Source organism: Streptomyces sp. NPDC101110, from assembly GCF_044759525.1.
GTDB lineage: Bacteria > Actinomycetota > Actinomycetes > Streptomycetales > Streptomycetaceae > Streptomyces.
Genome location: NZ_JBIVZM010000004.1, coordinates 152,342 through 169,314, shown reverse-complemented (window position 1 = coordinate 169,314; position 16,973 = coordinate 152,342). Strand labels below are relative to the sequence as shown.

The 16,973-nt window shown below is 72.7% G+C and carries 11 protein-coding genes, 1 tRNA gene and 1 pseudogene; 6 read left to right on the top strand and 7 right to left on the bottom strand.

The features are described from left to right. Positions 1–140 precede the first annotated feature (140 nt). Positions 141–621: pseudogene (locus tag ACIQU3_RS10115) on the top strand (triphosphoribosyl-dephospho-CoA synthase). A 72-nt stretch (positions 622–693) separates the two neighbouring features. Here ACIQU3_RS10115 and ACIQU3_RS10110 read toward each other — a convergent pair. Further along, the gene (locus ACIQU3_RS10110) at positions 694–2,151 is read right to left on the bottom strand and encodes an aminopeptidase P family protein (RefSeq protein WP_403741639.1); all 1,458 of its coding nucleotides are present in this window, start codon (positions 2,149–2,151) and stop codon (positions 694–696) included. 82 nt (positions 2,152–2,233) lie between these two features. Then, positions 2,234–3,748, bottom strand: coding sequence for a PP2C family protein-serine/threonine phosphatase (locus ACIQU3_RS10105; RefSeq protein ID WP_403741633.1), 1,515 nt, complete (start codon positions 3,746–3,748; stop codon positions 2,234–2,236). Between the two features lie 504 nt (positions 3,749–4,252). Here ACIQU3_RS10105 and ACIQU3_RS10100 point away from each other — a divergent pair. Both ACIQU3_RS10100 and ACIQU3_RS10095 read left to right on the top strand, forming a co-directional pair. Beyond that, a complete protein-coding gene (locus ACIQU3_RS10100; protein WP_403741631.1) occupies positions 4,253–4,918 on the top strand; it encodes a bifunctional DNA primase/polymerase in 666 nt (221 codons plus the stop codon). Positions 4,919–4,973: 55 nt separating this feature from the next. Further along, a complete protein-coding gene (locus tag ACIQU3_RS10095) occupies positions 4,974–5,567 on the top strand; it encodes a hypothetical protein (RefSeq protein ID WP_403924341.1) in 594 nt (197 codons plus the stop codon). Positions 5,568–5,830: 263 nt separating this feature from the next. Here ACIQU3_RS10095 and ACIQU3_RS10090 read toward each other — a convergent pair whose 3' ends face one another. The 3 genes from ACIQU3_RS10090 to ACIQU3_RS10080 all read right to left on the bottom strand — a co-directional run bounded on the left by ACIQU3_RS10090 (position 5,831) and on the right by ACIQU3_RS10080 (position 8,674). Continuing rightward, a complete protein-coding gene (locus ACIQU3_RS10090; RefSeq protein WP_403924338.1) occupies positions 5,831–6,820 on the bottom strand; it encodes a DUF5926 family protein in 990 nt (329 codons plus the stop codon). Between the two features lie 218 nt (positions 6,821–7,038). Further along, on the bottom strand, positions 7,039–7,677 hold the full coding sequence (locus tag ACIQU3_RS10085; RefSeq protein WP_403741622.1) for an ATP-binding protein: 639 nt from the start codon (positions 7,675–7,677) through the stop codon (positions 7,039–7,041). A gap of 169 nt (positions 7,678–7,846) precedes the next feature. Beyond that, positions 7,847–8,674 (bottom strand): glycerophosphodiester phosphodiesterase, encoded by an 828-nt coding sequence (locus tag ACIQU3_RS10080; protein ID WP_403924335.1) that lies wholly within the window; start codon positions 8,672–8,674, stop codon positions 7,847–7,849. A 288-nt stretch (positions 8,675–8,962) separates the two neighbouring features. Here ACIQU3_RS10080 and ACIQU3_RS10075 point away from each other — a divergent pair, with 288 nt between their 5' ends. Further along, positions 8,963–10,381 carry a S1C family serine protease gene (locus ACIQU3_RS10075; RefSeq protein WP_403924332.1) on the top strand — a complete coding sequence of 473 codons (1,419 nt, stop codon included), beginning with the start codon at positions 8,963–8,965 and terminating at the stop codon, positions 10,379–10,381. Positions 10,382–10,444: 63 nt separating this feature from the next. Continuing rightward, a tRNA-Ser gene (locus ACIQU3_RS10070) sits at positions 10,445–10,531 on the top strand. A gap of 38 nt (positions 10,532–10,569) precedes the next feature. Here ACIQU3_RS10070 and ACIQU3_RS10065 read toward each other — a convergent pair. Together ACIQU3_RS10065 and ACIQU3_RS10060 are read right to left on the bottom strand one after the other, a co-directional pair. Beyond that, positions 10,570–11,388 (bottom strand): PIG-L deacetylase family protein, encoded by an 819-nt coding sequence (locus ACIQU3_RS10065; RefSeq protein ID WP_403924329.1) that lies wholly within the window; start codon positions 11,386–11,388, stop codon positions 10,570–10,572. A 183-nt stretch (positions 11,389–11,571) separates the two neighbouring features. After that, positions 11,572–11,976 carry a hypothetical protein gene (locus ACIQU3_RS10060; protein WP_403924327.1) on the bottom strand — a complete coding sequence of 135 codons (405 nt, stop codon included), beginning with the start codon at positions 11,974–11,976 and terminating at the stop codon, positions 11,572–11,574. Positions 11,977–12,502: 526 nt separating this feature from the next. On the opposite strand from ACIQU3_RS10060, the gene ACIQU3_RS10055 reads away from it, so the two are divergent. Then, the gene (locus ACIQU3_RS10055; RefSeq protein WP_403924323.1) at positions 12,503–16,828 is read left to right on the top strand and encodes a hypothetical protein; all 4,326 of its coding nucleotides are present in this window, start codon (positions 12,503–12,505) and stop codon (positions 16,826–16,828) included. Positions 16,829–16,973: the final 145 nt, after the last annotated feature.

Below are 16,973 nucleotides of genomic sequence, written 5' to 3'. Positions count from 1 at the left end.
GCCGCGGGTTCGCCGTGGGAGGCTTCGGGTCGCCGGTGGCTGGTCGCGCAGTTCCCCGCGCCCCTCTGGGGCGCGGTACCCAGGGAAGTCACAGCCGGGCCCCATCCGTCTCATGCGTGGCTCCCCTACGTTCCCGGCCCATGACGGGAACTCAGTACGGGAACGGCCGTGAGGACGAGGTACTCGCGCAGACCGCCGTCGACGCCCTGATCGACCAGCTGGCCCTGGCGCCCAAGCCGGGCCTGCCCGACCCGCGGGCCCGCACAGCCCGGGACCACAGCGCCCTGCGGTGGTCGGCTCAGGCACTGCCCTGGCCGGACAGCTCGCCGCCCACCGGGACCTCCGCGCCCCGCGCCGCCCCTCCCGCGGTTCCACGATGTCGGCCCGCTACGGCGCGGCCGGTGCGCGAGGAGAAGCCAGGGCCGGCTTCCCGCACGTCGGCCGCGCCCTGAACGCCCTCACGACAGCACGCGGTCAGGGCGCCACCGAACCCCAGGCCCGGCTGGACGCCCTGCGGCGCTGAGAGCCCTGGACACAGACCTCTCGGCACGCATCTGGAGCCCGAGGGGCAGCGCACCCCTGCTCACGGGCGCCCTGTTCTTGGACGCCCTGAGTTCCTAGGGGCGTGGGACTGAGTCACTGTGCGGCTCCGCCGCGGGGCGCGAACAGCCCCCACGCACCCGCACCCGAGATTCAGCCCTTGAGCGACGCCATCCACGCCTCGACCTCGTCCGAACGCCGAGGCAACGCCGCACTCAGATTCCGGTTCCCGTCCGCCGTCACGAGGATGTCGTCCTCGATCCGCACCCCGATGCCCCGGTACTCCTCGGGCACCGTCAGGTCATCGGCCTGGAAGTACAGCCCGGGCTCCACGGTCAGGCACATCCCCGGCTCGAGGACACCGTCCACGTACGCCTCGACCCGCGCCGCAGCACAGTCGTGCACGTCCATGCCGAGCATGTGCCCGGTCCCGTGCAGCGTCCAGCGCCGCTGCAGCCCCAGCTCCAGCACCCGCTCCACGGGCCCCTCGACGAGCCCCCACTCGACGAGCCTCTCGGCCAGCACACGCTGGGCGGCGTCGTGGAAGTCGCGGTACTTCGCGCCCGGCTTCACCGCCGCGATCCCGGCCTCCTGGGCCTCGTACACGGCGTCGTAGATCTTGCGCTGAAGATCGCTGAACCGTCCGTTGATCGGCAGCGTGCGCGTCACGTCGGCCGTGTAGTACGTGTGCGTCTCCACACCCGCGTCGAGCAGCAGCAGCTCGCCGGAGCGGACCGCCCCGTCGTTGCGCACCCAGTGCAGTGTGCAGGCGTGCGGTCCGGCCGCGGCGATCGTGCCGTAACCGACGTCGTTGCCCTCCACGCGGGCGCGGAGGAAGAACGTGCCCTCGATGTACCGCTCGGAGGTCGCCTCGGCCCTGTCGAGGACCTTCACCACGTCCTCGAAGCCGCGCACGGTCGAGTCGACCGCCTTCTGCAGTTCGGCGACCTCGAACTCGTCCTTGACCAGCCGCGCCTCGGAGAGGAAGACCCGCAGCTCCTCGTCGCGCTCGGCGGTGACCTTGTCGGTCAGGGCCGCCTCGATGCCGGCGTCGTACCCGCGCACCACCCGTACCGGGCCGGTGGCCTCGCGCAGGGCGCCGGCCAGCTCGCGCACGTCGGAGGCGGGGATGCCGTACAGCTTCTCGGCCTCGGTGAGGGAGTGCCGGCGGCCGACCCACAGCTCGCCCTGGCCGTCCAGCCAGAACTCGCCGTTCTCGCGGTCGGAGCGCGGCAGCAGATAGATCGTCGCCTCGTGGCCCTCGTCCTTCGGCTCCAGGACCAGGACGCCGTCCTCGGTCTGGTTGCCGGTGAGGTAGGCGTACTCGACGGAGGCGCGGAAGGCGTACTCGGTGTCGTTCGAGCGGGTCTTCAGGTTGCCCGCGGGGATCACCAGCCGCTCACCCGGGAAGCGCGCGGAGAGCGCGGCCCGGCGGGCGGCGGTCTCGGCGGCCTGGGGGATGGGCTCGAGGTCGCGCAGCTCGGTGTCGGCCCAGCCGCTCTTCATGTTGTCGGCCAGCTCGTCGGACACGCCCGGGTACAGTCCGTTCTTCCGCTGCTTGATCGGCTCTTCGCTCTCGTCCGGGGTCGCCGGTGTGAGCTCCTCGGCCACGGTCATCCTCCTCGATACGGCACTGGACCACCGTCCACTCTACGGCGGCGGTGAAGCGGGCCCAGGGCGATGACGAGGAGGGTTACTCGAACCGGACCGCCAGCAGGACGACGTCCTCCGCCCCGTCGGCCGCGTCCAGCCCGTCGGGCAGCACGCTCCGCAGGACGTGGTCGGCGATGGCACCGGGGTCGCCGCGCAGGGCACGGGGCACCGAGGCCGCCGCCGCGTGCAGGCGGGCGAAAGCACGGTCGGTGGCCTCGCCGGTGCGGTGCAGCAGCCCGTCGGTGTAGAGCAGAACCGTCTCTCCTGGCTCGGCGAGGATCTCCACGCTCGGCGCCTCCCAGCAGGCGAGCATGCCCAGCGGGGCGGAGACGGACGTCTCCACGAACTCGGTGCGGCGCTGTCCGACGAGCAGCGGCGGGCTGTGTCCGGCCCCCGCCAGCGTGATCTTGCGAGCGGCCGGTTCGCAGTAGCCGAACAGCGCGGTGGCCGAACGGGCCGGTTCGGTCAGCCGCAGCAGCAGCTCCAGGTCGGACAGGACGGCGACCGGGTCCTCCCCTTCCATGACGGCGTACGCGCGCAGCGACGCCCGCAGCCGCCCCATCGCGGCGACCGCGCTGGGGCCCGCGCCGGTGACGGATCCCACGGCGAGGCCGAGGGCGGCGTCGGGCAGCGGCAGCGCGTCGTACCAGTCGCCGCCGCCGCGCGGGCCGGTGCGGTGCCGGGCCGCGAGCTGGACGCCGGCCACCCGGGGCAGCCGCGCGGGCAGCAGTTCGTCCGACATGGTGGCCATGGCCGTGCGGGTGCGTTCCAGCTCGAGGAGCCGGGCCAGGTGCTCGGCGGCGTACCGCGCGTAGAGGCCGACGAGATGGCGTTGCCGCTCGCCCGGTTCGGCGGGCTCGTCGTAGAGCCACACGGCGGCGCCGAGGCGGACGGCGGTGTCGGTGGTCAGGGGGAGGGCGTAGCTGGCGGAGTAGCCGAGACGGGCCGCGACCTCGCGATGGCGGGGGTCGAGTCCCTCTTCGGCGAAGAGGTCGGGGACGGCGATGCCGCCCTCGCCGCCCGGCAGCCCGTCGAGGATGCGTCCGTAGGACAGGGCGCTGCGCGGCACCGTCTCGATGTGGCCGAGATCGGCGCGGGCGAGGCCCAGTCCGATGGTGGTGTCGGGGCCGAGTCCGTCGCCGGGTTCCAGGACGACGAGGCCGCGCCGGGCACCCACCAGGGCGGAGCCGGCCCGCAGCAGTTCCTGGAGCGCTTCGTCGAGCGTGGCCGTGCGGGCCAGGCGTTCGGTCAGCTCGTGCAGGGTGGTGAGGTCGGACACCCAGCCGGCGAGACGGTCCTGGAGCACGGCACCGGCGGGGGCCGGGGGGTTCGCGGGGGAGGCCGGGGACGAGCCCGGCGTCGCGGGCGCGACAGTGTGTGCGGGAGCGGGAACCGTTGAATCGATTCCGGCCACTTTCGGAGGGTGCGGAGCGTTCATGGCGTCCGGCCTTCCAACCGGCACGTACTGCTCAAAAGCATCGCAAACCCCCATGTCATTCTGCGTCGCTAGCAGTGTCTCCACATGTACACGCACTCGTGAGGAGATGTCCAGCATTGTCCTGCCGGGATTCCTGGTGTCCGTGAGGTGCGAGGGAACAACTCTCCTTCCTCTTGCGGAAATGCAAAGTTGGCTTAAAACTGCCTCAGGGGACGGCTTATTGCGGTCGACTGGGCTTGCTCGACGGAGCGTCACAACGGTCGTGATGGGTACGTACTCGGTGAAGGCCAGGGGTGGTTGAGAGTCACCCGGAACCTGGTGACGGAACCGGGCGTCCTATCCACCGACGACCGTGCCCCATCCTCCCGTGGCGGAGGCGGAGAGAAATACGCGCGACGGCAAACGCCATACTTCGCCACCCCTACGCCACGCCCGTGCTTTCGACAGACGCAGTAAGGGCGGGACGGCCGCGGAGGCAGCCCAATGCTCGACCCATAGGGGTTCCCCTTGCTTCAAGCAGGGGTGTGATGCGCCAACAGGTACGCACAGTGAAGTGATCGACACATGATGTGATGTGGACCACGGTGTTGCCAGGCGTGCAACGGAAAGGAACGAGCGCTCATGCGCGAGATCCTCGGAAGGCGACGCAGGCTCTTGTCCCAGGGCAGCGACGGGAAGCCTGAGCCGATCGGCGCGGCCCTGACCTACGCGACGCAATGGCGGTGGCCCGTACTGCCGGGTGTGGCGGCGGACCCGCGGGCGCACTCCCGCTGCAGCTGCCCCGACCCCGACTGCACGGTGCCCGGCGCGCACCCCTTCGACCCCGGCCTCCTCGCGGCCACCACCGACGGGCGCATGGTGCGCTGGTGGTGGGGCAACCGGCCGACGGCTCCGATCGTCCTGGCCACCGGCGGTCACGCCCCGTGCGCGGTCTCGCTGCCGGCCCTGCCGGCCGCCCGCGCGCTGAAGGCGCTCGACCAGATGGGCATGCGGCTCGGCCCGGTCGTCGCCTCCCCCGCCCGCTGGGCGATCCTCGTCAAGCCGTACTCCATGGAGCAGCTCGGGGAACTGCTCTACGCCAAGGACTTCGTGCCCGGCTCGCTCCGTTTCCACGGCGAGGGCGGCTACCTGGCCCTGCCGCCGTCCGAGACGGGCCAGGGCGAGATCCGCTGGGAGCGCGCGCCGCTGCCCGGCTCGGCCTCACCCTGGGTGCCCGATGTCGAGGCCGTGGTGGACGCCGTGGTCGAAGCCCTCACTCGTACGGGTGTGAGCGCGCCCGAGTTGTAGGGCCGTCGGGCGCGCCGAGCCCGGCGCCCGCCCCGGCGCGTTAGGTTCCGGAACCATGCGGCGTCACGCCCGGGGCCGCTCCCGGGACCCCAGAAGAACCAGACTGTTCGCCCTCGCGGGTGTCGTGGCGGTGTGTGCGATCGCACTGCCGCTGGCGGTGGCGTCCGCGGGGCCCGTGGGGCCGAGGGGGGCCAAGGGGGCTGCGGGTGCCGACGCTCCCCTGACCGGTTCTGCCGCAGTACGCCCTTCCCTGCGCGATGACGGCAAGGCACCCGCGGTGCCGTCCGCCGCCCCCGGTCTCCCGGTGCTCGGCCAGGGGCTGTCGACCGCCGTGCGGTGCGGGCCCGAACTCTCCTCACCCGACGGGATCGAGGCGCAGACGTGCCTGGTGACGCAGGGTGCGCAGACCTGGGCGCGTACGTACTACCGCAATGCGACGGGCGAGGCGCTGGACGCCGTGCTGAGCCTGATGGGCCCCGGCGACCGCAGTGTGCGGATGACGTGCGACGTCGGGGCGGGGGACGAGCCGGGGACCTGCGAGACGCCCCGGGAGTCCGCACGCGGGTATCCGGCGGAGTACACGGCCGTCGTGGAGTTCGCCGAGCGGGGCGGGCGGGGGCCGATGCTGCTGCGATCGGGAAGCAACTAACCTGCGAAAACGGCTAGTTGAGCAGCCATCGCGTTCCGTGTGTGAAAGCGGGGACGCAAAGACCCGGTTGCTGGCGACGGGGGATGCACCAGCAACCGGGCTATGGGAACCGTAACAAGAGATCGGCGGTTCGCAAATTCGAACTCGCCTTTCCGGTCACCGACTGGCTTGTCCCTGACGGGAGTTGTGCATCACGGGGCGCGAGAAGCCGACCGGCCGACCGGCCGGCGGACCGACCGGCCGGCCGGACGCCGGGCCCGGCGTCAGCTGAGCGTGACCTGCCGGTTGGTGAGGCCGCCGCGAGCGCGGCGCTCGTCCGGCGTGAGGGGCGCGTCCGTCGCCAGGGCGGCGGCGAGGCGCTCGGCGAACTCCGCCGCGGGCTTCTCCACGTCCTCGGCGGTGACCCCGCTGGGCAGGTCCCACACCGGCACCGTGAGCCCATGGGCGCGGAAGGAGCCCACCAGGCGGGTGCCCTCGCCCAGGCTGGAGCGGCCCGCGGCGTGCAGCCGGGCGAGGGCGTCCAGCAGCCGCTCCTCGGCGTGCGGCATGACCCACCGCAGATGGTTCTTCTCCGGCGTCTCGCACCAGTACGCGGCGTCCACGCCCTGGAGCTTGACGGTCGGGATGGCCGCGGCGTTGGCCCGCTCCAGGGAGGCGGTCACGTCGGGCGTGGTGTTCTCCGTGTCCGGCACCCAGAACTCGAAGCCGGTGTGCACTTCTGGCTCGAACGCGCCCTCGGGGTCGAGCAGATCCTGCAGTCGCGGGCTGTCGGCCGGGGCGCGGCGGCCCTGGACGGGCGTGCCGGGCTCGGCTTCCAGGGCGCGCTGGAGGGTGTCGGCGAGATCGCGGCTGATGTCGCCGGAGGCCGTGTCGTTCTGCAGGCCGAGCAGGACCGAGCCGTCGTCGCGGCGCAGAGCCGGCCAGGCCATGGGCAGGACCGTGGCCAGGGTGACCGCGGGGACGCCCTCGGGCAGGCCGTCCTTGAGCTTCAGTTCGACCGTCGCCGCCGGGACCAGCTCGCGCAGGGCCACCCAGTCGCACTCGCCGGGCAGGCCCTCGAAGGGGCGGTGCACCAGCTCGGTCGCGGCGTGCGAGGCGGCCCGGCCGTGACAGGCCTTGTAGCGGCGGCCGCTGCCGCAGGGGCAGGGCTCACGAGCGCCGACGACCGGAACGTCTCCCTCGGCACCGGCGGTGCGGGCCCCGCCCGTGGTCTGCGGGCGCTTGGCCTTCGTCTGAGGTCGCTTCTTGGCCATCGATGGGTCTCCCGATTACGGCTCGTCTCGTACGGTCGCGAGCCTAGCCGTTCGCGCCCCGGGGCACGGGGTCCTGTGGACGACACCCGGTCCGACACGGCGCACGCACCTCGTGGGTCCTGTGGACAACACTTGGTCCGACGCGGCGCACGCACCTCGTGGGTCCTGTGGACGACAACCGGTCAGAAGCGGCGCACGCACCCCGTCCGTGTCGCGACTCAGCCCATGTCGTCGAAGGCGTCCGCGAAGTCGAGCCCGGGTATCTGGCAGACCGCGGGGGCGGCGACGCGCGTCGCGAAGTCGTCGCGGCGGTGGCCCGCGTCCGGGTCGTGCACGTCGTCGTGGACGACGACCCACACGGTGACCTCGCCGCGGATGTCGTCCCGCACGCCCCAGTCGTCGGCGAGCGCGGTGATGATGTTCAGCCCACGGCCGCCGTGCGCCGTGACCGACGGGGTCGCGGGGGCGGGGCGGGTCGGGCCGCCGCCGTCCGTGACCTCCACGACGAGCCGGCCGGCCGGCTCCACGCGCCACGCGGCACGGACGTCGCCGTCACCGGACAGCGCGTCGCCCAGGGGCCTGCCGTGCTTGCAGGCGTTGCTCAAGAGTTCGGAAAGGATCAGTACGGCGTCGTCGATGACCGATTCCGCGACCCCACCTCTGCGCAGCTGCGTACGCATCCGGTGTCTCGCTTCCCCCACGCCCGCAGGGCCATGGGGTACGGCCATGCTCGACGACGTGGGCACCTCCTGTGCCACCACCAACGCCACCCCCGAGACCTCCTTCGCCCCACGCCACGGTGTGGATGCCCCATTGGCCTGTACCGGAAACCGGCCAATCCACGTCCGGTGACGCACTCACCACGACCGAATACGGATTGAACGCGCCGGAGCACTCCCTGTAACCGTATGGCTGGAAATTATCGGTGTGGCCGAGAAGGGAGGATCCCGTCTGCGGTGGTGTGGGGTCAATAGGTGTGCGTGGGTCTGGTGGGACTTGAGGGGTTGGTGACACCGGGGCCGGGTGTCACCGGCCGAGCTGGTCCAGCACGGCGCGCGGGCGGTTGGTGATGATGGCGTCGACGCCGAGCTCGACGCAGCGGTCCACGTCGTCCGGCTCGTTCACGGTCCACACGTGCACCTGGTGGCCGGCCTGCTTCAGGCGCGTGATGTACGTGGGGTGGTTGCGCACGATGCGGATGGAGGGGCCCGCGATCCGCACGCCCGGGGGCAGTCGTCCGTCACGCAGCCGGGGCGAGAGGAACTGCGTCAGGTAGACCGTCGGGAGCGTCGGCGAGGCGGCACGCACGCGGTGCAGCGAGCGGGCCGAGAAGCTCATGACCCGCACCTGCGACTTCGCCGCTGAGGCCGGGGCGTCGAGGCCGAAGCGCTTCAGCAGGTGCAGCAGCCGGTCCTCGACCTGCCCGGCCCAGCGCGTGGGGTGCTTGGTCTCGATGGCCAGTTCCACGCGACGCCCGGCGTCGGCGACGAGCTCCAGCAGCCGCTCCAGGGTGAGTACGGATGTCGCCTCGCGGTCCTCCGGGCGGTGCTCCCAGTCGGGTTCCTCGTCGCGGCCCTTCCAGGCCTCGCCCGTCTTCCAGGAGCCGAAGTCCAGGGCGGCGAGGTCGGCGAGCTCCAGGGCGGAGACCGCGCCGCGGCCGTTGGACGTACGGTTGATCCGTCGGTCGTGGACACAGACCAGGTGGCCGTCGGCGGTGAGGCGCACGTCGCATTCGAGGGCGTCCGCGCCGTCCTCGATCGCCTTGGTGTACGCGGCCAGGGTGTGTTCCGGGGCGTCCTCGGAGGCTCCGCGGTGGGCGACGACTTGAATCACATGCTGTCGTGCGTGGGTCACCGCGTCATGGTGCCACCGAGTGCGGGTACGCGTCCGGTCGGACGGACTCGCCGGAGAAGCCGGTCCGGACGGAGGCATTGGGATTGCATCCTTTTAGCCGGTAATGACCTATATAAAGAATGGCCTCGGACGCACAGCCACCGCTTATGGTGCTCTGACGGCCCGTGGGAAAAGCTGACGGCATACAAAGGGACAAGCACAGCTGTATCGCGCCGGACCCGTCGGCCGGCGCGAATGAGCGCGAACATGTGCGACCCGGAGAACGGCCGTGGATCTAGGAGAGAAGCTGTGAGCACCGAGAACGAGGGCACCGCGGTACCCCCCGCCCCGTCCGCACCCCCCGTGCCGGTGGACGCTCCCGCTGCTCCGGCGCCCCAGGCACAGGCCCACCAGGGGTCGTACGGACAGGACGCCCAGGGGCAGGTCCCTCAGGGCCAGGGCGGCGCCGGCCATCCCGGCGCCTCCTCCTCCGCCCCCGACCCGTCCTGGCCCCCGCCCCCGCCGCCGACCTCCCCGTACGGCGACGGAGGCTCCGGCTCCGGTTCAGGCGGCTGGGGTTCGTCGTACCAGCAGCCGGCACCGCCGTCCGGCCGCAGGCGCGGTGGTCTGGTCGCCGCGGTCCTGGTGGCCGCGCTGGTCGCGGGCGGCCTGGGCGGCGGCCTCGGGTACGTGCTGGCGAAGAACAACGACGAGAGCACCGGCTCGACGACGGTCTCGGCCTCGGCGAGCGGCGGTGACGTCAAGCGCGACCCGGGCACGACCGCGGGCGTCGCCGCGAAGGCGCTGCCGAGCACGGTCACGATCGAGGCCGAGAGCACCAGCGGCGAGGGCGGCACGGGCACGGGCTTCGTCTTCGACAAGCAGGGGCACATCGTCACCAACAATCACGTGGTGGCGGACGCGGTGGACGGCGGCAAGCTGACGGCGACCTTCCCGAGCGGCAAGAAGTACGACGCCGAGGTGGTCGGGCACGCGCAGGGCTACGACGTGGCCGTCGTGAAGCTCAAGGACGCCCCCTCGGACCTCAAGCCGCTCACCCTCGGCGACTCGGACAAGGTGGCCGTCGGGGACGCGACCATCGCGATCGGCGCCCCGTTCGGTCTGTCCGACACGGTGACGACGGGCATCATCAGCGCGAAGAACCGCCCGGTGGCCTCCAGTGACGGCAGCGGCAGCCAGGCGTCGTACATGAGCGCCCTGCAGACCGACGCCTCGATCAACCCGGGCAACTCCGGCGGCCCGCTGCTGGATGCGCAGGGCAATGTCATCGGCATCAACTCCGCGATCCAGTCCACCGGCAACGGCGGCTTCGGCACCGGGCAGTCGGGCTCGATCGGCCTGGGCTTCGCCATCCCGATCAACCAGGCCAAGTACGTCGCCCAGGAGCTGATCAAGAACGGCAAGCCGGTGTACGCGAAGATCGGCGCGTCCGTGTCCCTGGACGACGGCTCCGACGGTGCGCAGATCACCGACCAGGGCGCGGGCGGCGCGGCACCGGTCGAGCCGGGCGGTCCGGCCGCGAAGGCGGGTCTCAAGCCCGGCGACGTCATCACCAAGCTCGACGACCGGGTGATCGACTCCGGCCCGACCCTGATCGGCGAGATCTGGACGCACCAGCCCGGCGACAAGGTCACGATCACCTACGAGCGCGGCGGCAAGCAGCACACGGTCGACGTCACGCTCGGTTCCCGCGTCGGCGACAACTGACCCCCACCCGCCCGCACCGACCCGTTACCCTTGTCCCCGCGCCGCCGATCACGGCCGGCGCGGGGAGGTGTGCCCGAGCGGCCGAAGGGAACGGTCTTGAAAACCGTCGTGGCAGCGATGTCACCGTGGGTTCAAATCCCACCGCCTCCGCGCAGGTCATAGATGTTGCAGGTCAGAAGGGGTGCCCCTCAGTGAGGGGCACCCCTTCTGCATGGGGTCACGGCTTCGGTGTGGCGCTGTGGGCGGTTCAGGGGAGGAGATCGGTCCGGGGGGGCCTGCGGGGGGAGGTCGTGGCGGGTGTAGTACTCCGTGCCGAGCAGGTGGTGCCGTTCGGGGGCGGTGAGGGCGGCCACCAGGCCCGGTGCGGCTCCTCGGGTGACCTCCGTGCGGTGGGCCAGGATCGCCGCGATCTTGCGGTCCAGCCAGGGGGTGACGTCGACGGTGGCGGTGACGTGTTCGTCCGGGACCGTGCGCAGCGCCTTTCCGGCGAGGGCCAGGTGTGCGCCCCAGGTCCGGACGGCCTGGTGGGGGTGGGTCGACACGTACAGGGCTTTCGGCTGCCAGGGCTGCCCGGCCTCCGGGTAGAGGCGTTCCAGGCCGGCCGCGTGGGCCGCCAGGACCGTCACACGGTGGGTGTGGACGTGGTCCTCGTGGCCCGTGAGCCCGCCGTAGGCGTCGTGGGTGACGACGATCTCCGGGCGGAAGTCGCGCAGGTGCGCGACCAGTTCCCCCACCGCCTCGTCCAGCGGGGCGTCGCACCAGCGCGGTCGGCCCGGGGCCGAGTGCGGGACGCGGGAGTCGGCGTAACCCAGCATGCGGGGCGGGCCGGCGGCCAGGAGGCGGAGTGCCTCGGCCAGTTCCCCGGCGCGCGCGGTGTCCGCCGACCGGGTCGCCGTGACGACCGCCGTGCGCGCGCCCGCGGACGCCTGGCGGGCGAGGACGCCGCCCGCCGACAGGGACTCGTCATCGGGATGGGCGAAGACCGCCAGCAGGCTCGGTACCGGCATCCGCCCTCGCTACGGCCGCTCCGGCGCCGACCGCGGCGCGGAGTCGTGACAGGAGTCGCGGTCCACGTAGACCTTCATGCCGTTTCGTCCCCCTCCTGACGGCATCGGGCCCCCGGCCGTCGGGAGTTGACTTCCCGGGATGTCAGCCGCTGAACCGGCCCGTTCGCCGCTGAACCGGCCCGGTCAGCGCGCGCCTCCGGCTGTGCCCAGCCAGTGGGCGACCCGGCGTACGGCCGCCTCGTCGAGCCGTTCCACCACGGCCCGGACGGTCGTGTCGTCCTCCGGGGAGAGGTCGTAGAACCCCGCCTTCGTCAGGGCCGTCATGAGGACCTGGTGGCGGCGGTCCGTCATGCGTTCCGCCAGTCGCGTCGGTTCGGCCGGATCGCCGCCGGCCGGATCGCCGGGAGGAGGGGGAGGGGCCGTCTGCCCGGCGGGGGCCGTGTGCCCTGCGGGGGTCGGCTGCGAGACGGGTTCCAGAGGGAGGTCGAAGCGGTGCCACGCGCCGTCCTTCGGGCCCCACAGGGCGGCGGTCACCGCGTCCCCCCGCGCGCGCAGCGCCTGGGTCATCTCACCGAGCGCGTACAGCACGGGTGAGCGATGGGGTGACTGCGCGGCCGTCCGCCAGGAACCCTCAGCCGGCCGGTAGAACATCGCGACCCAGCGCGGCCCGCCCTGTGGATGCGGGCTCTGTGGTGGCGCGCCGTGTGGTTGTGGGCTCCGTGGTTGTGGGCTCCGGGGATTCGACTCCACTGCGCTCACCCCTGTACGTCGCGTGCACATCGCTTGAGTCGTACGGCAGCGCGACCATAGCTGACGGGTCGTCAGTTGGCCAGGGTCGTCCAGCCTGGGATCCGCCGGGTTGGGGGGCGGAGTGCTGGGGAGGATCACCACATCGTCCGGTACCGGTCCCTCCCCTCGTGGGGACCGGTACCGGACGGTGGAGCCTCTTCGTCCGGCTCGGACGGAAGCTGTGCGCGGCTGCGTCCGGATCCTGCCATTTCCGGCCATGGAAGAGGGGGCTCCGGTGTCCAGCGGACGGCGTTTACACAGGTCAGGCATATAGAATGAGTTTTCCGGTCCGGACGTCCAGGCGTGAAAGTAAGGAGCTGAGACCTTGAGCTCCGACTCGGGGTCGCGCACCGCCTTCGCGGAACGCCTCGCACTGCTGTACAGGGAAGCCGGGAACCCTCCTCTCAAGCGGGTCTCCGAAGCGGTCGTACGACTCCAGCGGGTCGACGAACGGGGGCGGCCCGTGCGGGTCTCCGCCCAGCGCATCAGCGACTGGCGGCGCGCCCGGAACGTCCCCGCCCAGTTCACCGCCCTCGCGGCGGTGTTGCACGTGCTGATCCCCGACGCGCGGCGCTCGCGGCCCACGCCGGTCTCCCCCGGCCTGTACGACCTCGGGCAGTGGCAGCGGCTGTGGGAGAGCGCGGTGGCCGACCCGGTCGGTGAGCGCCCCGGGGATTCCGGGGGCGAGGAGCGGCAGCCGGACGAGTCCGTGTCCGTCCCCGGTGGGGTCTGCCCGTACCGGGGCCTGGCCTCCTACCGGCTGGAGGACGCCCGGTGGTTCTTCGGCCGGGAGCGGAGCACGGACGCGCTCGTCACCCAGCTCGGGGCCGCCGCGGGCACGGGCGGCCTCGTGATGCTCGTGGGTGCGTCGGGGGCGGGGAAGTCCTCGTTGCTGAACGCCGGTCTGGTGCCCGCCCTTCGGGACGGAGCCCTGCGCGGTGACGGCGGCAGCGGCGGCCACGGCCCCGCCGCGACCGGCGGTGACGGCGGCCCCGTCCCGACCGGCGGTGGGAACGGCCCGGCGCGAGAAGTCGTGCAACTCGTACCGGGGAGCGATCCCCTGGCGGAGCTGATCCGGTGCATACCCGAGCTGGCCTCCGTCGTCCCGGCCTCGGCAACGAAGTCCGGCCCGGCACCGGCACCTGCAGCGGACTCCGGCCCACCGGCAACAGACTCCAGCCCGGCACCGGCAACAGACTCCGGCCCGGCACCGGCAGCAGAGTCCGGCCCGACCCCGCCGGCCGAGTCGGGCCCGGCCTCGCCGGCACCGTCCGACGTGGCCTCTGCAGAGGACCCCAGCCCAGCTTCCGCAGAGGCCCCCGGCCAAGTCTCCGTAGAGGCTCCCGGCCAAGCTTCCGCAGAGGCCCCGCCCTCCACCGGTCCCACCCCCGAAGCCCGCCCTCTCCCCTCCCCCGGCACCGTCCGCACCGCCGTCACCGCCTGGGCGCGGCGCGCATCTCCCTCCGGGGAACGACCGGTCGTCATCGTGGACCAGTTCGAGGAGACGTTCACCCTCTGCGCCGACGAGGCGGACCGCCGCGCGTTCATCGGGGTGCTGCACGCCGCCTGCTCGCCCGCCGGCCCGGGCGAATCCGCCCCGGCCGTCGTGGTGCTGGGCATCCGCGCCGACTTCTACGACCGGTGCCTGAGGTACCCCGAACTGGCCGACGCGCTCCAGCACCGGCACATGGTGCTCGGCCCGCTGACCACCCCGGAGCTGCGCGACGCGGTGAACGGGCCGGCCAAGGCCGTCGGCCTGGAACTGGAGCCGGGGCTGGCGGAGCTGATCGTCCGGGAGGTCGGCGCCGACGGTCCGGGCGCGGCGCACGACGCCGGTGTGCTGCCGCTCCTCTCGCACGCCCTGTTCGCCACCTGGCAGCGCCGGAAGGCGGGCCGGCTCACCCTGGCCGGTTACCGCGCGGCCGGCGGCATCCAGGGAGCGGTCGCGGCGACCGCCGAACGGGCCTGGGCAGCCCTCGACCCCGCCGCGCGCACCGCGGCCCGGCTGCTCCTGCTCCGTCTGGTGCGGCTGGGCGAGGACACCCGGGCCACCCGCCGCCGCGGGACCCGGCGTCAGCTCACGGAGGAGTCGGCCGACCCCTGCAAGACCGAGGAGTCCCTCGAGGCGCTGGTCCGCGCCCGGCTGGTGACGCTCGACGCGGAGACCGTGGAGATCACCCACGAGGCGCTGCTGCACGCCTGGCCGCGGCTGCGCGACTGGATCGACGAGGACCGGCAGGGCAATCTGCTGCGTCAGCGCCTGGAGGAGGACGGCCGGGCCTGGGAGGAGTCGAACCGCGACACCTCACTGCTCTACCGGGGGTCGCGGCTGGAGCAGGCGCACGGCTGGGCGCGGTCGGCAGGGGAGACGTTCCTGACCCGCAGCGCGGTGGAGTTCCTGGCCGCGTCGGTGCGGCTGCGCAGACGGATCACCTGGATCAGCAGGGGCGCGGTGGCGACGCTGGTCGTGCTGGCGGTGCTGGCCGCCGGGTCGGCCGTCGTGGCCTGGAAGCAGCGCGACGAGGCCGTCTTCGAGCAGGTGCTCGCCCAGTCCGACCGCGTCCAGGACACCGATCCGTCGCTGTCGGCGCAGCTCGACCTGGTGGCCCACGGGCTGCGGCCGGACGACGAGGGCGCGAACAGCCGTCTGCTCTCCATCGTGAACGCCCCGCTCTCCACGCCTCTCACCGGCCACACGGGCGCCGTCTACCTCACGACGTTCAGCCCGGACGGACGGGTCCTGGCCACCGCCAGCTACGACCGGACCGTAAGGCTGTGGGACGTCGCCGATCCCATGCGGCCCAGACCCCTGGGCGAGCCCCTCACGGGTCACACCAGCTGGGTGAGCAGCGCGGTGTTCAGCCCGGACGGCCGGACGCTCGCGAGCGCCTCCGACGACGGCACCGTACGGCTGTGGGACGTGTCCGACCCCGGGCGCCCGAAGCCGCTCGGCAAGCCGCTGACCGGCCATGACGGCACGATCTACCTGGTCGCCTTCAGCCCGGACGGACGCACGCTGGCCTCCGTCGGCGACGACCGCACCGTCCGGCTGTGGAACGTGACCGCTCCACGCCGTGCGCGGGCCCTGGGCGAGCCCCTGACCGGACACAAGGCCGCCGTGCGCTCGGTGGCGTTCGCTCCGGACGGCCGGACGCTGGCGGCGGGCGGTGACGACGGGACGATCCGGCTGTGGGACACGTCCGACCCCGCGCAGCCGGAGCCCCTGAGGACGCCGCTGGCCGCCCACACCACCACCGTGCACTCCGTGGCCTTCAGCCCCGACGGCCGCACGCTCGCCGGTGGCAGCGCGGACGGCACCGTACGCCTGTGGGACATGGCCGGTCCGGGCCGCCCGGACCCGATCGGGACGCCGCTCACCGGCCACACCGGTCCGGTCTGGTCGGTGGCCTTCAGCCCCGACGGGACCATGCTCGCCGCGGCCAGCGCGGACAGCACCGCGAGCCTGTGGAAGGTCAGCGATCCGCGGTACCCGTCGCAGGTGGGCGGCCCCCTCGCGGGCAGCAACGGCGAGATGTACGCGCTCGGCTTCAGCCCCGACGGCCGCACCCTCGCAACCGGGGCGGGTGACAACAAGGTCCGTCTGTGGGCGCTGCCGAGGTCGGACATGGCCGGCCGGACCGGGGTGTTCCGACCGGACGGGCGGCTGCTGGTGACGGCGGCGCAGGACGGGCGGATCCGGTTGTGGGACGTGCGGACACCGGGCAGGCCGGTGCGGATCGGTGAACCGTTTCGCCCGGTCAGGGGCGAGGTGCGCTCCGTGGAGTTCTCCCCGGACGGCCACACCCTCGCGATCGCGACGGATCACCGGGTGGTGGAGCTGTGGAACCTCGGCGATCCCGGGCACCCCGTCCGGTACGGCTCTCCCGCCCCCCTGCGTGTGCGCTATGCCGACCCCTTGGCGTTCAGCCCGGACGGCAAGGTCCTGGCCACCGCTTACGACGACCGGACCGTACGGCTGTGGGACATCGGTGACCCGGCCCGTCCGCGCCCGCTCGGCAGCCCCCTCACCGGTCACAAGGGCTACGTCAACCACCTCGCGTTCAGCCCGGACGGCCGTACTCTCGCCAGCGGCAGTGCGGACGGCACGATCCGGCTGTGGAACGTGACCGACCCCGGGCGGGCGTCCCTGGCCGGGGCACCCCTGCGCGGCCACCTCGGCGCGGTCAACGCGCTCGCCTACAGCCGCGACGGCCGAACCCTGGCCAGCGTCGGCGACGACAACTCGGTCCGCCTCTGGGACGTCGCGGACCCCGCCGAGGCCTTCGAGCAGGCGCGGCTGACGGGACACACGGAGGCGGTGGTGTCGCTGACGTTCAGCCGGGACGGGCGCACCCTGGCCAGCGGCGGCAACGACAGCACCGTCCGGCTGTGGGACGTCTCCGACCCCGCCCGTGCCACCGCGTTCGGCCCGTCGATGAGCCCCCAAAGCAATACGGGCACCTTCCTGTCGTTCAGCCCGAGCAGCCCCATGCTGGCGGTGTCGAGCGGTGCGGACACCATCCGGCTGTGGGACCTCGACGTCGACACGGCCGTCCGCCGTATCTGCGCGATGACGCGGGGCGTGCTGACGCGGGACACCTGGCAGGAGTATCTGCCCCGGCTCTCCTACGACCCGCCGTGCGGTGGCTGACGAGGTCGTCCCGGCCAAGGGGAGCGGCCGTCGGGGAAGTTGAGTGAGACGAGTCACAACCGGGGGCTTCCTGACGGCCGGTCGGCTCGCGGTGGGCAAGCGCTTGTTACCCTTGGCCATGGCTCGACCGCTGGTGCATCCCCCG